The organism is Halalkalibacter krulwichiae, from assembly GCF_002109385.1.
Lineage (GTDB): Bacteria > Bacillota > Bacilli > Bacillales > Bacillaceae_D > Halalkalibacter > Halalkalibacter krulwichiae.
Map to the genome: position 1 here is coordinate 26,092 of NZ_CP020814.1, position 15,442 is coordinate 41,533.

Annotated in this window: 11 protein-coding genes, 1 tRNA gene, 3 rRNA genes and 1 other RNA gene; 14 read left to right on the top strand and 2 right to left on the bottom strand. The window is 42.7% G+C overall.

What is annotated here, in order from left to right:
• Window positions 1-6: 6 nt before the first annotated feature.
• Window positions 7-903, bottom strand: a complete 897-nt coding sequence (gene nikC, locus BkAM31D_RS00105) for a nickel transporter permease (protein WP_066161036.1) — start codon at window positions 901-903, stop codon at window positions 7-9.
• Window positions 904-1,256: 353 nt separating this feature from the next.
• Here nikC and BkAM31D_RS00110 point away from each other — a divergent pair, with 353 nt between their 5' ends.
• The 14 genes from BkAM31D_RS00110 to BkAM31D_RS00175 all read left to right on the top strand — a co-directional run bounded on the left by BkAM31D_RS00110 (window position 1,257) and on the right by BkAM31D_RS00175 (window position 14,449).
• Complete coding sequence (locus BkAM31D_RS00110) at window positions 1,257-2,870, top strand: glutathione ABC transporter substrate-binding protein (protein ID WP_066161031.1); 1,614 nt, start codon at window positions 1,257-1,259, stop codon at window positions 2,868-2,870.
• A gap of 140 nt (window positions 2,871-3,010) precedes the next feature.
• Window positions 3,011-3,103: transfer RNA gene (locus BkAM31D_RS00115), tRNA-Ser, on the top strand.
• A 96-nt stretch (window positions 3,104-3,199) separates the two neighbouring features.
• On the top strand, window positions 3,200-3,655 hold the full coding sequence (gene tadA / locus BkAM31D_RS00120) for a tRNA adenosine(34) deaminase TadA (RefSeq protein WP_371807190.1): 456 nt from the start codon (window positions 3,200-3,202) through the stop codon (window positions 3,653-3,655).
• Between the two features lie 96 nt (window positions 3,656-3,751).
• Window positions 3,752-4,017, top strand: an RNA gene (gene ffs, locus BkAM31D_RS00125) — signal recognition particle sRNA large type.
• Between the two features lie 133 nt (window positions 4,018-4,150).
• The gene (gene dnaX, locus BkAM31D_RS00130) at window positions 4,151-5,842 is read left to right on the top strand and encodes a DNA polymerase III subunit gamma/tau (protein WP_066161025.1); all 1,692 of its coding nucleotides are present in this window, start codon (window positions 4,151-4,153) and stop codon (window positions 5,840-5,842) included.
• A gap of 20 nt (window positions 5,843-5,862) precedes the next feature.
• Window positions 5,863-6,174, top strand: coding sequence for a YbaB/EbfC family nucleoid-associated protein (locus BkAM31D_RS00135; protein WP_066161023.1), 312 nt, complete (start codon window positions 5,863-5,865; stop codon window positions 6,172-6,174).
• Window positions 6,175-6,186: 12 nt separating this feature from the next.
• A complete protein-coding gene (recR, locus tag BkAM31D_RS00140) occupies window positions 6,187-6,783 on the top strand; it encodes a recombination mediator RecR (protein ID WP_066161021.1) in 597 nt (198 codons plus the stop codon).
• A gap of 44 nt (window positions 6,784-6,827) precedes the next feature.
• Entirely contained in the window at window positions 6,828-7,052 is a 225-nt protein-coding gene (locus BkAM31D_RS00145) for a YaaL family protein (RefSeq protein ID WP_066161018.1), read from the top strand.
• Between the two features lie 66 nt (window positions 7,053-7,118).
• Window positions 7,119-7,382, top strand: a complete 264-nt coding sequence (locus tag BkAM31D_RS00150; protein WP_066161015.1) for a pro-sigmaK processing inhibitor BofA family protein — start codon at window positions 7,119-7,121, stop codon at window positions 7,380-7,382.
• A gap of 338 nt (window positions 7,383-7,720) precedes the next feature.
• A 16S ribosomal RNA gene (locus BkAM31D_RS00155) occupies window positions 7,721-9,275 on the top strand.
• A 377-nt stretch (window positions 9,276-9,652) separates the two neighbouring features.
• Window positions 9,653-12,612: ribosomal RNA gene (locus BkAM31D_RS00160) — 23S ribosomal RNA — on the top strand.
• Between the two features lie 61 nt (window positions 12,613-12,673).
• Window positions 12,674-12,788: ribosomal RNA gene (gene rrf, locus BkAM31D_RS00165) — 5S ribosomal RNA — on the top strand.
• Together the 16S, 23S and 5S rRNA genes form the textbook arrangement of a ribosomal RNA operon.
• A gap of 534 nt (window positions 12,789-13,322) precedes the next feature.
• A complete protein-coding gene (locus tag BkAM31D_RS00170; RefSeq protein ID WP_066159854.1) occupies window positions 13,323-14,078 on the top strand; it encodes a DUF3891 family protein in 756 nt (251 codons plus the stop codon).
• Between the two features lie 170 nt (window positions 14,079-14,248).
• Window positions 14,249-14,449, top strand: coding sequence for a sigma factor G inhibitor Gin (locus BkAM31D_RS00175; protein WP_235820558.1), 201 nt, complete (start codon window positions 14,249-14,251; stop codon window positions 14,447-14,449).
• 34 nt (window positions 14,450-14,483) lie between these two features.
• Here BkAM31D_RS00175 and BkAM31D_RS00180 read toward each other — a convergent pair whose 3' ends face one another.
• Window positions 14,484-15,341, bottom strand: coding sequence for an SDR family oxidoreductase (locus BkAM31D_RS00180; protein WP_066159849.1), 858 nt, complete (start codon window positions 15,339-15,341; stop codon window positions 14,484-14,486).
• Window positions 15,342-15,442 lie beyond the last annotated feature (101 nt).

A 15,442-nucleotide genomic window follows, 5' to 3' on the forward strand; every position in this document is an offset into this window, starting at 1 on the left:
CTCTTTCTAGTTTTTCATTTTAGGATCTAACGCATCGCGCAAGCCATCACCAAAAATATTGAAGGCAAGTACGACAATTACAATTGCAACACCCGGGAAGAAAGCAACATGTGGTGCATCCCACATATAATTTCGTCCATCCGATAACATTGCTCCCCATTCTGGTGTAGGTGGTTGCGCACCCATTCCTAAGAATGAAAGTCCACTAGCAGTTAAAATTGATGTAGCAATGCTTAATGTGGCTTGTACGATAAGAGGAGAAGTGACATTAGGTAGTACATGCTTGAAAATAATTCGTGCATCACTAGCACCTAAAGACCTTACAGCGTCAATATATTCCAATTTTCTGACGGCTAATGTAGAACCACGTACAATTCGAGCAAAGACAGGAATTGAGAAAATACCGACTGCGATAATAACGTTTGTTAAGCTTCCTCCAAGGACACTAACGATTGCTAATGCTAGTAAGATTCCAGGGAAAGCAAGAAGAACATCCATGACACGCATGATAAAGGCATCCAACTTACCTCCATAATAACCAGAAACAACTCCTAGGAAAATTCCGACAATAGCACCAATAACAACTGAAAAGAAGCCTACATATAAAGTAATTGACATACCATGAATGATCCGAGTGAAAATATCACGGCCATGATGATCAGTTCCGAACCAGTGTTCTGCCGAAGGACTAGCTAGTTTATTTACGTGATTTTGAACATTTGGTTCATATGGTGTGAAATACGGTCCAATGATAGCTACTAAGATAAAGAATAAAATGAGAAAGCCACCAACCATTGCCGCTTTGTTTTTGCGTAATTTCTTGTAGAAACTCTTCCATCTCTCGACAGTTGGATTAGGAGGAGGGTTTGAAGTTACAGCATTATTCATTGATTGTTCGCTCATAACTTACATCCTTTCTTAATGGTTTAGTTTATATAATTTACATCGTCCAAAAACCAGCCAAAATTCGACGAGATAAATTACTATTTTACAAATTTTTATTATAACATGCTGAGCGGTATTTACAATGTATTTATTATTTTGAGAATATAATTATAAATCATACAAGGATCGACGTTTTATTCATTTAAACGACTAAAACCTTTAAAGAGGAAGTCTTTTTTGACATTTAAGAGTATAAAGATAACTTTTCTAACAAAATATTTTTTGAAAATTTACACTTGTATTCTTTTTCTTGTTACGATATATTTATTATTAGTTTTTAAAATAAAAAATTACATAGGGGGTCTTTTTTGATGAAAATGTCAAAAAATTCATTTTTCTTATTGGTACTTGCGCTTGTGATGAGCTTGTTTATCGCAGCATGTGCAAGTGAGCCTGATGCGACGCCTGCTCCTGCGGAAGGAGAAGACGGTGAAGCAGCAACTGAAGGTCAAGCTGGCGGAGACTTAGTCATTGCTCAACTTTCGGATGCAGTTGCAATTGATCCACATGGTTCAAACGATACACCTTCAAGTAATGTTGCGTATAACATTTACGAAGCTTTATTGAAGCATGATGAAAACATGGAGCTTCAACCAGGGCTTGCTACAGAATGGGACGCAATTGACGATACGACTTGGGAGTTTAAACTTCGCGAAGGCGTTAAGTTCCACGATGACTCTGATTTTAATGCTGAAGTTGTAAAAGCAAACATTGAGCGTGTTCTAGATCCTGAAATTGCATCTCCACGTCAATTCTTATATAACATGATTACAGAAGTTGAAGTAGTAGATGAATATACTGTTCAAATTACTACTGAGTATCCTTTCTCGCCACTTCCTGCTCACTTAGCACATAATGGCGGTGGAATGATTTCTAAAGAATTAATTGAAGCTGATTATGCTGCAATGGAAGAAGGAGCTTCTCCAGGAAGCAAGATCAGTGAAAATCCTATTGGAACTGGTTATTTCAAATTTGAAAGCTGGTCTCCAGGAAATGAAATCAAATTAGTGAAAAACGATGACTATTGGGGCGAAGGTGCAAAGTTAGACTCTGTAACTTTTAAAGTTGTTCCAGAAGATCTTACTCGTGTAGCTGAGTTAAGATCAGGTGATTCTCATATCTCTGATCCATTAAGCCCGTCTGATGTTTCTCAAATTGAAGGTACTGATGGAGTTCACGTAACTCGTCAACCAAGTGTCTCTTTATCTTATATTGGCTTTAACAACCAAAAAGAACCTTTTGATGATCCAAAAGTTCGTCAAGCTATGTCAAAAGCTATTAATAAAGAAGGAATTATCTCTGGTATCTATGATGGCGCTGGTATTCCAGCAATTGGTCCGTTAGCTCCAGATGTATTTGGATTTGATGAGAGTGTATCTGGTCTTGAGTATGATCCAGAAGCAGCGAAGGAGTTATTAGCTGAAGCTGGTTATGAAAATGGTTTTTCTACAACGCTATGGACAAACGATAACCGTGAGCGTATTGATGCGGCTACTTTCGTTCAAGCAGAGTTAGAAAAGATTGGTATCGATGTTTCGATTGAAGTTGTTGAGTGGGGTGCTTACTTAGAGCAAACTGCTAAAGGTGAGCATGATATGTTCGTACTTGGTTGGTCTACTGTTACTGGTGATGCTGACTATGGTATGTATGCATTATTCCATTCTTCTCAACATGGTGAAGCGGGTAACCGTACTTTTACTGATAACGAGCAGTTAGACTCTGTATTAACTGAAGCTCGTCAAAATCCGGATCCGGATGAGCGTTTAGCTCTATACAAAGAAGCACAAGAGATTTTAGTTGAAGAAGCACCAATGCTTTACATCCACCATCAAGAGTATTTATTGGGTGTGAGTGATAAAGTTCAAGGTTTATGGCAGCATCCAACTCAAATTCTTATGCTTAAAGATGTAACAATAGAGCAATAAGAAAATAGACGCCTTACTCATTGAGTAAGGCGTCTATTTAATAGTAGAAACTAGTACCTTAAACGAAAGTGTTTGTGATTTTGTCAAAAATACTTGTCTATTTTAATGTTTGTAGTATATAATAATCTTCATCAGCTTACGGAGGAATACCCAAGTCCGGCTGAAGGGATCGGTCTTGAAAACCGACAGGCGGGTTAAACCGCGCGGGGGTTCGAATCCCTCTTCCTCCGCCATACATAAAATGTTACACTACCAGTTAAGGTAGTGTTTTTTATTTTATATCTTTTCTTAGTAATGGAGTGAGTAGTTTGGAAGAGCATATTAAGTGGATGGAGTTGGCCTTACAAGAAGCGCAAAAAGCAGAGGAAATTGGAGAAGTACCAATTGGTGCTATCCTAGTGAGAGATGGTGAGGTTATTGCAGCAGCTCACAATCGGAGAGAGGTTGACCAACAATCGTTAGCGCATGCTGAACTAACTGTGATAAAAGAGGCTTGTGAGAAATTACAAAATTGGAGACTGCTTGGCTGTACGTTATACGTTACACTAGAACCTTGCCCGATGTGTGCAGGAGCGATTGTTCAATCGAGAATTGAAACCGTCGTTTATGGTGCTCAGGACCCTAAGGCAGGTTGTGCAGGTACATTGATGAATCTATTAGGTGAGCCACGGTTTAATCACCAATCAACTGTTATCCCAGGTGTGTTAGAGGAAGAGTGTAGTTCAATCTTAACGAAATTCTTTCGATTGTTACGACAAAGAAAAAAACAAGCTAAGTTAAATTGAAACAACTTCCATCTTGTTAAGGTTGCATTTTTAAGACAAACCCTCTATACTAAGAAATGCATCAGTAATGATGCTTAAACATTGTTATTCAATTTGCCGTGCTAAGCGGGGAGGTAGCGGTGCCCTGTACTCGCAATCCGCTGTAGCGAGGCCGAATTCCCTCTCTAGGTTTTGTCACCGCGGGGTCTGACCTAAGTAAGTGGTGTTGACGCTTGGGTTCCACGCAACGGAAACCCACGAACCCTGTCAGGTCCGGAAGGAAGCAGCAGTAAGTGGCCCCTTCCGTGTGCCGTGGAGTCGCCTGAGCCGAGCTAACTGCTTAGGTAACGCCCGTGGTGGCATTATCGACAGAGGGTGCACGGTATCAATTTATATAAAAAGACAACTACAGTCATGTAGTTGTCTTTTTTATTATGTGAAAAAATAGCGCAGTCTTTGAAATTAAATGGTGAAACGGTATAATGAATTGAAGAGTCAAGAGGGGAGGCGAGTGTTATGGGTTATCAAGCGCTATATCGTGTATGGAGACCGCAGCAACTTAAAGATGTTGTGGGACAGGAGCATATAACGAAAACATTACAAAACGCTCTATTACAAGAAAAACTATCTCATGCATATTTGTTTTCTGGCCCAAGAGGTACAGGTAAGACAAGTGCAGCCAAAATTATTGCTAAAGCGATAAATTGTGAACATGCTCCTGTTGCAGAGCCTTGTAATGAGTGTTCGGCTTGCCGTGGGATTACATCAGGTTCAATTGTTGATGTAATGGAAATCGATGCGGCCTCTAACAATGGTGTAGATGAAATACGTGACATTCGCGATAAAGTTAAATTTGCACCGAGTGAAGTTCGCTATAAAGTTTATATTATAGATGAAGTACATATGCTATCGACGGGCGCTTTTAATGCTTTGTTAAAAACATTAGAGGAACCACCGGGACATGTACTGTTTATATTAGCTACAACAGAGCCGCATAAGATTCCTTTAACGATCATTTCTCGCTGTCAACGCTTTGATTTTAAACGAATAACGAATCAAGCAATTGTTTCAAGAGTTAAGCACATTTTAGCTCATGATCAAGTTGAAGCAGATGACGAGGCGCTGGCGATGATAGCTAGGGCTGCTGAAGGTGGGATGCGTGATGCTTTAAGTTTATTAGATCAGGCAATCTCTTTTGCGGATGAGAAGTTGTTGTTAGAAGATGTTCTAGCGGTTACCGGTGCTGTTTCACAGAGGATGTTAACTGATGTTGTTCTCTCTATAAAAGAAGGTAATACTGTAGCTGTGCTAGAGAGGTTAAATGAACTATTACAAGAAGGGAAGGATCCACTACGATTTATAGAGGATTTAATCTATTATTTTAGAGATGTACTTCTATATAAAAACGCTCCAAAAGCTGAAGATTTACTAGAGCGCGCCAAAGTGGATGAAGAGTTTAGGTTGCTTACGACGGAACTAGATTCAATTTGGTTATACACCACAATCGAATCGCTTAATGTGAGTCAGCAGGAAATGAAATGGTCTGCTCACCCAAAAATTTTCCTGGAATTAGCCTTAATAAAGTTAGTTAATCAAAAAGTGACCGTTCAACAAAGTGTTGATGGTTCAACTGCGTCTTCTACCGAAGTTGAACAGTTAAGAGAAAAGATTGTCTTGTTAGAGCGACAGATGCAAAAGGCACAAGCTGGAGCAAACCTAGGTGCAAATGGATCGGAACAAACTCAATCTAGTCAGAAGAGAGCAAAAAAAATACCGGCTCAGGCGAGGGTTTCTACAGCTCAAGTGAAAGAAACGTTAAAACATGCTGATAAAAGGTATTTGCAAGCTGTCACGTCAAGGTGGGGCGATGTCATGGAACGTGTCAAGGTACAAAGTGTACCTGCGCATGCTTGGTTAAGTGATTCTAAGCCGGTAGCGTCGTCTGACTCGACTATTGTTTTAGCGTTTCAAAATGAGATGCATCGTGATATGATGGATACGAAGTTTCGTGCAGTACTTGAAGGCATTCTCCAAGATATATTGTCAGGGCAAACTAATTTTGTTACACTCCTTCATCAACACTGGGAAAAGGTGAAGGAAGAGTATGTTTCTGATCAAAAAGGTACAACAACTGAATCGAGGGATGACCTCGTCGATGAAGCAGTTAAGTTGGTTGGGGAAGATCTTATAGAGGTTATTGATAATTAATAATAGGGAGGAATAATAAAATGAAAAACATGGGTAATATGATGAAACAAATGCAAAAAATGCAAAAACAAATGCTTAAAGCTCAAGAAGAACTAAAAGAGAAGACTGTTGAAGCTACAGCAGGTGGAGGTATGGTTACTGTTGTGGCAAGTGGAGACAAACGTATTGTAGACATTAAAATTTCAGAGGATGTTGTAGATCCAGATGATGTCGAAATGTTGCAAGACTTAATATTAGCTGCGACAAACGAAGCGCTAAAACAAGTGGATGAACTAGTTGAAAAAGATATGGGCAAATTTACAAAAGGAATGAACATCCCTGGAATGTTCTAGGAGGAGTTTATTTTGCAATATCCTGAACCGATAGCGAAATTAATAGAGGGTTTCACAAAGTTGCCAGGTATCGGGCCAAAGACGGCAAGTCGCCTGGCTTTTTTTGTTTTAAATATGAAAGAAGACGATGTATTGGACTTTGCAAAAGCGCTAGTGAATGCAAAAAGAAATTTAACGTACTGTTCTATTTGTCATAATATTACTGATACAGATCCTTGTCGCATATGTGAAGATAAACATCGAGATAAAGCGGTTGTATGTGTTGTTCAAGAAGCGAAAGATGTGATTGCGATGGAAAAAATGAAAGAGTATCGTGGTGATTATCACGTACTCCATGGTGCTATTTCTCCTATGGATGGAATTGGGCCTGAGGATATTAAAATTCCAGAACTTCTAAAGCGACTTCAAGACGATACTATTCAAGAAGTGATTATAGCAACGAACCCTACTATAGAGGGAGAAGCGACGGCGATGTATATTTCGAGATTGGTTAAACCAACGGGAATTAAAGTTACTCGTATCGCTCATGGACTCCCGGTTGGTGGAGATTTAGAATATGCGGACGAAGTCACTCTTTCAAGGGCAATAGAAGGTCGTAGAGAATTGTAAGGATCTTCTGATCACTGGAAGAAGGGATGAGAAGGTGGGATTTTGTGTTATTCCGGAAGAAGCATAAACTTCGCAAGTCAGAGAATTTACGTCTGTTTGAGCAAGTTGAAAAGCATAAAATTCAAATTGATAGCGAAAAACAATTAATTAATAGAAGTATTGATCCATCTGATGATGTGTTGATTCGTGCGAAAGTAACCGAAGCTATTTATTCCTTTTTATTACGAGAAGCAAGGGAGAGACAAGCTAGCAAGGACAAACTACGTTGAGTAGTTTGTTCTTTTTTTTATCTATAAGCATATCTTACTAATAAGACAAGCATATGAGGTGATGGAATGGATCCAGTCGTTCTACTGTCAATTTTAGCTGGTTTAGTTTTGATTTTATTAGTTGTTGGTGCTCCGATGAAACCGGTGCGATTTTTAGGAAATGTTGCCGTGAAGTTTGTTATTGGAGCGTTAATGTTGTTTTTTGTTAATGCTTTTGGAAACTTCATTGATTTTCATATTCCAATTAATCCTGCTACCGCAGCAATATCAGGTATATTAGGAGTACCTGGTGTTATTCTTTTGATTTTAGTAAAACAATTCATTATTTAATGAGAGAGGCTTTGAACAGCTCTAGTTCAAGGCCTTAAATATTAAGTGTTATTTTTTTAAATTAAACAGTTGCATAAATTTTTTATACATGGTATATTATTTCTTGTCGCCAAAACAGTTTGTTTTGAAATACAACTTTTGAAACGTGAAAAAAGTTGTTGACTTACTCAGAGGGTTTTGGTAGAATAATAAAGTCGCCATTGAGCGATCGACAGTTCTTTGAAAACTGAACAAAAGCCAAGCGAAAGAGATACATGATATCTCGTCAATTTTAAGTGATTTTGTAAAATCACAATGAAGTATCGTTAGCGATACGATTTGAGCACAAATCAAACACTTTTATGGAGAGTTTGATCCTGGCTCAGGACGAACGCTGGCGGCGTGCCTAATACATGCAAGTCGAGCGGACTGATTAAGAGCTTGCTCTTATGACGTTAGCGGCGGACGGGTGAGTAACACGTGGGCAACCTGCCCTGTAGACTGGGATAACATCGAGAAATCGGTGCTAATACCGGATAACATCTGAGACCTCATGGTCTTAGACTAAAAGATGGCTCCGGCTATCACTACAGGATGGGCCCGCGGCGCATTAGCTAGTTGGTAAGGTAATGGCTTACCAAGGCGACGATGCGTAGCCGACCTGAGAGGGTGATCGGCCACACTGGGACTGAGACACGGCCCAGACTCCTACGGGAGGCAGCAGTAGGGAATCTTCCGCAATGGACGAAAGTCTGACGGAGCAACGCCGCGTGAGTGATGAAGGATTTCGGTTCGTAAAGCTCTGTTGTTAGGGAAGAACAAGTATCGTTCGAATAGGGCGGTACCTTGACGGTACCTAACCAGAAAGCCACGGCTAACTACGTGCCAGCAGCCGCGGTAATACGTAGGTGGCAAGCGTTGTCCGGAATTATTGGGCGTAAAGCGCGCGCAGGCGGTCTTTTAAGTCTGATGTGAAAGCCCACGGCTCAACCGTGGAGGGTCATTGGAAACTGGGAGACTTGAGTACAGAAGAGGAGAGTGGAATTCCACGTGTAGCGGTGAAATGCGTAGATATGTGGAGGAACACCAGTGGCGAAGGCGACTCTCTGGTCTGTAACTGACGCTGAGGCGCGAAAGCGTGGGGAGCAAACAGGATTAGATACCCTGGTAGTCCACGCCGTAAACGATGAGTGCTAGGTGTTAGGGGTTTCGATGCCCTTAGTGCCGAAGTTAACACATTAAGCACTCCGCCTGGGGAGTACGACCGCAAGGTTGAAACTCAAAGGAATTGACGGGGGCCCGCACAAGCAGTGGAGCATGTGGTTTAATTCGAAGCAACGCGAAGAACCTTACCAGGTCTTGACATCCTTTGACCACCCTAGAGATAGGGCTTTCCCCTTCGGGGGACAAAGTGACAGGTGGTGCATGGTTGTCGTCAGCTCGTGTCGTGAGATGTTGGGTTAAGTCCCGCAACGAGCGCAACCCTTGATCTTAGTTGCCAGCATTTAGTTGGGCACTCTAAGGTGACTGCCGGTGACAAACCGGAGGAAGGTGGGGATGACGTCAAATCATCATGCCCCTTATGACCTGGGCTACACACGTGCTACAATGGATGGTACAAAGAGCAGCAAAACCGCGAGGTCGAGCCAATCTCATAAAGCCATTCTCAGTTCGGATTGTAGGCTGCAACTCGCCTACATGAAGCCGGAATTGCTAGTAATCGCGGATCAGCATGCCGCGGTGAATACGTTCCCGGGCCTTGTACACACCGCCCGTCACACCACGAGAGTTTGTAACACCCGAAGTCGGTGGAGTAACCCTTTTGGGAGCTAGCCGCCTAAGGTGGGACAGATGATTGGGGTGAAGTCGTAACAAGGTAGCCGTATCGGAAGGTGCGGCTGGATCACCTCCTTTCTATGGAGTAATACTCTAGTCGATGTATGGTTTTAGAACCATATAACGCTTTGGTCTTTTGTTCAGTTTTGAAGGAACTCCCTTCAATTAATAGAAACTAACTTTGTAAGAAAAAAGTTAGTGACTGTGGTTCTTTGAAAACTAGATAATGCAATAGAAACAATGTTAGTTTTATCGGTATCTTATTTATAAGAGAAGATCAAACGAGCATGTCAAGAATTCAAAAACGACTTTTTCAAAATAGATCGTTTTTGGCAAAGAGCTTCGAGTAGTTCGAGGAAGCGAGTGGTCGAAAGAATGGAACGTACACCCGTACGTGACATGACTGAGATCCACGAAGCTGACGAAGAAATGCGAAGAAGATCTGCAGCCAAAATGGTTAAGTTAGAAAGGGCGCACGGTGGATGCCTTGGCACTAGGAGCCTAAGAAGGACGCGACGAACGGCGAAACGCCTCGGGGAGCTGTAAGTAAGCTTTGATCCGAGGATATCCGAATGGGGGAACCCACCATCCGTAATGGGATGGTACCCATACCTGAATACATAGGGTATGAGGAGGCAGACCTGGGGAACTGAAACATCTAAGTACCCAGAGGAAGAGAAAGCAAATGCGATTTCCCAAGTAGCGGCGAGCGAAACGGAAACAGCCCAAACCAAGAGGCTTGCCTCTTGGGGTTGTAGGACGTCTCATACGGAGTTACAAAAGACGAGCATAGGTGAAGCGATCTGGAAAGATCCGCAGTATAAGGTAACAGCCCTGTAGCCGAAATGCCCGTCTCTCCGAGACGTATCCTGAGTACGGCGGGACACGTGAAACCCCGTCGGAATCCGGGAGGACCATCTCCCAAGGCTAAATACTCCCTAGTGACCGATAGTGAACCAGTACCGTGAGGGAAAGGTGAAAAGCACCCCGGAAGGGGAGTGAAAGAGATCCTGAAACCGTGTGCCTACAACTAGTTGGAGCCCATTTACGGGTGACAGCGTGCCTTTTGTAGAATGAACCGGCGAGTTACGATCCCGTGCAAGGTTAAGCTGAATAGGCGGAGCCGCAGCGAAAGCGAGTCTGAATAGGGCGCAGTGGGTAATGAATACATTACCCTAGTACGTGGTCGTAGACCCGAAACCGTGTGATCTACCCATGTCCAGGGTGAAGTTCAGGTAACACTGAATGGAGGCCCGAACCCACGCACGTTGAAAAGTGCGGGGATGAGGTGTGGGTAGGGGTGAAATGCCAATCGAACTCGGAAATAGCTGGTTCTCCCCGAAATAGCTTTAGGGCTAGCCTCGAGGGAAGAGTATTGGAGGTAGAGCACTGATTGGACTAGGGGTCCCCACAGGATTACCGAATTCAGTCAAACTCCGAATGCCAAATACTTATCCTCGGGAGTCAGACTGCGAGTGCTAAGATCCGTAGTCAAGAGGGAAACAGCCCAGACCATCAGCTAAGGTCCCAAAGTATACGTTAAGTGGAAAAGGATGTGGAGTTGCCCAGACAACCAGGATGTTGGCTTAGAAGCAGCCACCATTTAAAGAGTGCGTAATAGCTCACTGGTCGAGTGACTCTGCGCCGAAAATGTACCGGGGCTAAACGTATCACCGAAGCTATGGATTGACACCTTCTGGTGTCAGTGGTAGGGGAGCGTTCTAAGTGCAGCGAAGTCAGACCGAGAGGACTGGTGGAGCGCTTAGAAGTGAGAATGCCGGTATGAGTAGCGAAAAGAGGGGTGAGAATCCCCTCCGTCGAAAGCCCAAGGTTTCCTGAGGAAGGCTCGTCCGCTCAGGGTCAGTCGGGACCTAAGCCGAGGCCGAAAGGCGTAGGCGATGGACAACAGGTTGAAATTCCTGTACCACCTCCTCACCGTTTGAGCAATGGGGGACGCAGAAAGGTAGGGTAAGCGCGCTGATGGATATGCGCGTCCAAGCAGTTAGGCTGGAAAGTAGGCAAATCCGCTTTCCATAAAGGCTGAGCTGTGATGGCGAGGGAAAAATTAGTACCGAAGTTCCTGATCCTACACTGCCTAGAAAATCCTCTAGCGAGGTGAGAGGTGCCCGTACCGCAAACCGACACAGGTAGGCGAGAAGAGAATTCTAAGACGCTCGGGAGAACTCTCGTTAAGGAACTCGGCAAAATGACCCCGTAACTTCGGGAGAAGGGGTGCTCTATTAGGGTGCAAGCCCGAGAGAGCCGCAGTGAAAAGATCCAAGCGACTGTTTAGCAAAAACACAGGTCTCTGCGAAGCCGCAAGGCGAAGTATAGGGGCTGACACCTGCCCGGTGCTGGAAGGTTAAGAGGAGGGGTTATCCCTTACGGGAGAAGCTCTGAATTGAAGCCCCAGTAAACGGCGGCCGTAACTATAACGGTCCTAAGGTAGCGAAATTCCTTGTCGGGTAAGTTCCGACCCGCACGAATGGTGTAACGATTTGGATACTGTCTCAACGAGAGACCCGGTGAAATTATAGTACCTGTGAAGATGCAGGTTACCCGCGACAGGACGGAAAGACCCCATGGAGCTTTACTGTAGCTTGATATTGGATGTTGGTACAGTTTGTACAGGATAGGTAGGAGCCTTGGAAGCGTGAGCGCCAGCTTACGTGGAGGCGTCGGTGGGATACTACCCTGACTGTGCTGACATTCTAACCTCGAGCCGTGATCCGGTTCAGGGACAGTGTCAGGTGGGCAGTTTGACTGGGGCGGTCGCCTCCTAAACAGTAACGGAGGCGCCCAAAGGTTCCCTCAGAATGGTTGGAAATCATTCGTAGAGTGCAAAGGCAAAAGGGAGCTTGACTGCGAGACCTACAAGTCGAGCAGGGACGAAAGTCGGGCTTAGTGATCCGGTGGTTCCGCATGGAAGGGCCATCGCTCAACGGATAAAAGCTACCCTGGGGATAACAGGCTTATCTCCCCCAAGAGTCCACATCGACGGGGAGGTTTGGCACCTCGATGTCGGCTCATCGCATCCTGGGGCTGAAGTAGGTCCCAAGGGTTGGGCTGTTCGCCCATTAAAGCGGTACGCGAGCTGGGTTCAGAACGTCGTGAGACAGTTCGGTCCCTATCCGTCGCGGGCGTAGGAAATTTGAGAGGAGCTGTCCTTAGTACGAGAGGACCGGGATGGACACACCGCTGGTGTACCAGTTGTTCCGCCAGGAGCATAGCTGGGTAGCTACGTGTGGACGGGATAAGTGCTGAAAGCATCTAAGCATGAAGCCCCCTCAAGATGAGATTTCCCATGGAGTTAATCCAGTAAGACCCCTTAGAGATGATGAGGTTGATAGGTCTGGTGTGGAAGCGTGGCGACACGTGGAGCTGACAGATACTAATCGGTCGAGGACTTATCCAATATATTCTTGAGTTTCTATTACGCATTATCTAGTTTTGAGAGAACCATTCTCTTAAATAAGTCTGGTGGCGATAGCGAAGAGGTCACACCCGTTCCCATGCCGAACACGGTCGTTAAGCTCTTCTGCGCCGATGGTAGTTGGGGCTTCCCCCTGTGAGAGTAGGACGTTGCCAGGCAGATAAAAGACAATCCATTGGATTGTCTTTTTAAATATGCATATACATCATGCTCAAGGCGCAGAAGAGCTCTGTTTCGAAGAAACAGCACCTTCATCGAATAAGCCGATGGAACCATCGTGAGTATGCTTCAAAGAATATCTTTATGCCCCTGGTGATGGAGCACGTTTCTCTTCGTAATACAACGTAAAAAGCACCATGGAAGAGAAACATGGGCAATCCCCCGTAGAAGAGAAATGGCGAGCCAGGACCAAATAAAAAACATTCCGATGGATTGTTCTTTTTAATTGCATATAGACATTAACTGATAATAAAAAATACAAAAACGCTAACTAACCGGTAAGTTTTACTCAGTATTCAGTTGTACTTAGCTTAAGAATATAAAAGGGGAAAAGCACAACAAACGATGTAGAAGTTTATTGTTTTGCGCATTAAGCGTACTTGATAAAATGCTTGAACTTTCTGTTCGACGAGAAGATTGTTTATTGAAGGATAATGAGGGGAAATTATACATAAAAGGGAGGGGTCAAACGAATGATTATTCGTGAAAGAGCTTCTGAATTTGTTATGATTTCACAACATGATCATGCTTTCTTATCAGGGGAAATTGCTAAATATATTCAAAAGCGATTCTTTCTATCAGAAGAATACATTGAAGAGGTTTTATTAGCTGTGTTTGAACATGACCGTGGTTGGATTTCAATAGATGAGAAGCCGCTTTGGAGTGAAAGTGGCTTAGCGCCCGTTTCTTTTGCAGAATATCCTCACTTAGCTAAACTAACTGCTTACCAAAAAGGAGTTGATGAAGTAGAGGTTATCTCACTTTATGCAGCTTTATTATGTAGCCTTCATTACTGCTCATTTTTTACAAAGGCTACTGACGATGAGAGTCTTCATTTTGTTAAGCTAGAAAAGGAAAGGCAGTCGCGGATAAGGAAACAATTACAGGTCAATACACCCGTCATAAGACAGCATTTTCGTTTGTTACAATTTTGCGATGACTTTTCTTTGTATATTTGTTTAAATGAGCCAGGTATAAAAAGAGATGATGAACATCCTTGGTTCAAGAATGGCTTTATTAATAGTGGTTGGCTGAGTAACGGAGAAGATATAGTCGCAGAATGGATAGACAGCGAAAATGTAAAGTTGAGCTCTTTCCCTTTTATGAAGGAGTTTCAAGCGTCAATAGACTTTAAAACTGTTCCTAAAACGGGAATCCATAAATGGGGCATAAAAAAAGCATTTGAAAGTTGTTCAAAACAAAAGCAATTTATCCGGTTTTGTCGTTAGTCCTAAAACAATTGGAGGCGTTATTATGAATAAATGACTCCATCACCCGACAAAAAATATGAAAAACTGCAATAGGATAGGCACATAACTAAAATTCAAGAATAGATTAACAGTATAAGAGTGTATAAGGATCCTAATTCAGGCCGATAATGGAGTCAGGGGTGATGGAGATGCCGAAGACTAATATTATGAAGATGCGGCTGGAAAAAAGATGTGTCATTTGTGAAAAAAGAGCACAAGAGGGAATTATGATTGCAAGCTCACTTATTTGTTCTCCATGTGAAAAAGCAATTGTTCAAACTGAGGAAACCGATGAATTGTATAACAGGTATGTAGAAAAAATGAAGTCATTGTCTTCGCAATATATTTAATAAATACGAAAAGACCAAAGAGCTAGAAGTTCCATTAGCTCTTTGGTCTTTTTTGGTTATACAGTTTTTTTTGGATAGCCCACTCGATAATGGGCCAGGGCAAGAAATTCTTTAATGCAAGCAATCGCTTTACACCTTTACCAACTTGATAGCGGAACTTTGGTCGTTCGGCTGTACATATTTGTAAGATTACATGAATGACCTTTTGTGGGTCTTCTGCATCGTCAGCTGATCTATTGGCAGCTTGTCGGACATTTGATACAAACTGGTCATAATCTTCATTGTGATATGACGATTTTTGATTTAATGCTTTGGTCCAAATCTTCGTCTTAAATGAACCAGCTTCTATTAAACTAACATGAATGTTGAAAGGGAGTAACTCAAGTCGAAGAGACTCACTAAAGCCACTTAACGCAAATTTTGAGGTTACATAGGGTCCAAGGCCAGGAAAGCCAAATTGACCGCTAATACTGCCAATGTTAATAATTTTCCCTGCTCTTCGTTCTCTCATGAGGGGTAAGAAGGCTTTTGTCACAGCAATAACTCCAAATACGTTTGTTTCTAATTGTGCCTTCCACGTATTAACATCAATCTGTTCTGTCACACCACCAACGCTATACCCGGCATTATTAATTAAAATATCAATTTTCCCGAAGCGTTGTTTAATCGTATCCTCTAGCTTTTGAAGTTGGGTCTCATCAGTAACATCGAGCTGTATAGTAATGATGTTTTCAGTTATGTTTAACTGCTTTGCTTGGTGTATTAGTGCTGTTTTCTTAGTTAAATCCCTCATTGTGGCAATTACTAAATAACCACGTTTAGCGAGCTCTAATGTAGTTAAATAACCAAAGCCGCTACTTGAACCGGTGATAAGGACAATTTGTTTATCCATTACTTTTTCTCCTTTATAACAAGACTAAATCGTTCCTGTTATTTTAAAATGATCTTATTTTACAGTATCATGAATGTACGAACGAATTACAGGAGGAATGC

Bases quoted from the DNA above. Each gene is read 5' to 3' on its own strand.
- nikC (WP_066161036.1), bottom strand. From the start codon at position 903: ATGAGCGAACAATCAATGAATAATGCTGTAACTTCAAACCCTCCTCCT.
- BkAM31D_RS00110 (WP_066161031.1), top strand. From the start codon at position 1,257: ATGAAAATGTCAAAAAATTCATTTTTCTTATTGGTACTTGCGCTTGTG.
- tadA (WP_371807190.1), top strand. From the start codon at position 3,200: ATGGAGTTGGCCTTACAAGAAGCGCAAAAAGCAGAGGAAATTGGAGAA.
- dnaX (WP_066161025.1), top strand. From the start codon at position 4,151: ATGGGTTATCAAGCGCTATATCGTGTATGGAGACCGCAGCAACTTAAA.
- BkAM31D_RS00135 (WP_066161023.1), top strand. From the start codon at position 5,863: ATGAAAAACATGGGTAATATGATGAAACAAATGCAAAAAATGCAAAAA.
- BkAM31D_RS00150 (WP_066161015.1), top strand. From the start codon at position 7,119: ATGGATCCAGTCGTTCTACTGTCAATTTTAGCTGGTTTAGTTTTGATT.
- BkAM31D_RS00170 (WP_066159854.1), top strand. From the start codon at position 13,323: ATGATTATTCGTGAAAGAGCTTCTGAATTTGTTATGATTTCACAACAT.
- BkAM31D_RS00175 (WP_235820558.1), top strand. From the start codon at position 14,249: ATGCCGAAGACTAATATTATGAAGATGCGGCTGGAAAAAAGATGTGTC.
- BkAM31D_RS00180 (WP_066159849.1), bottom strand. From the start codon at position 15,341: ATGGATAAACAAATTGTCCTTATCACCGGTTCAAGTAGCGGCTTTGGT.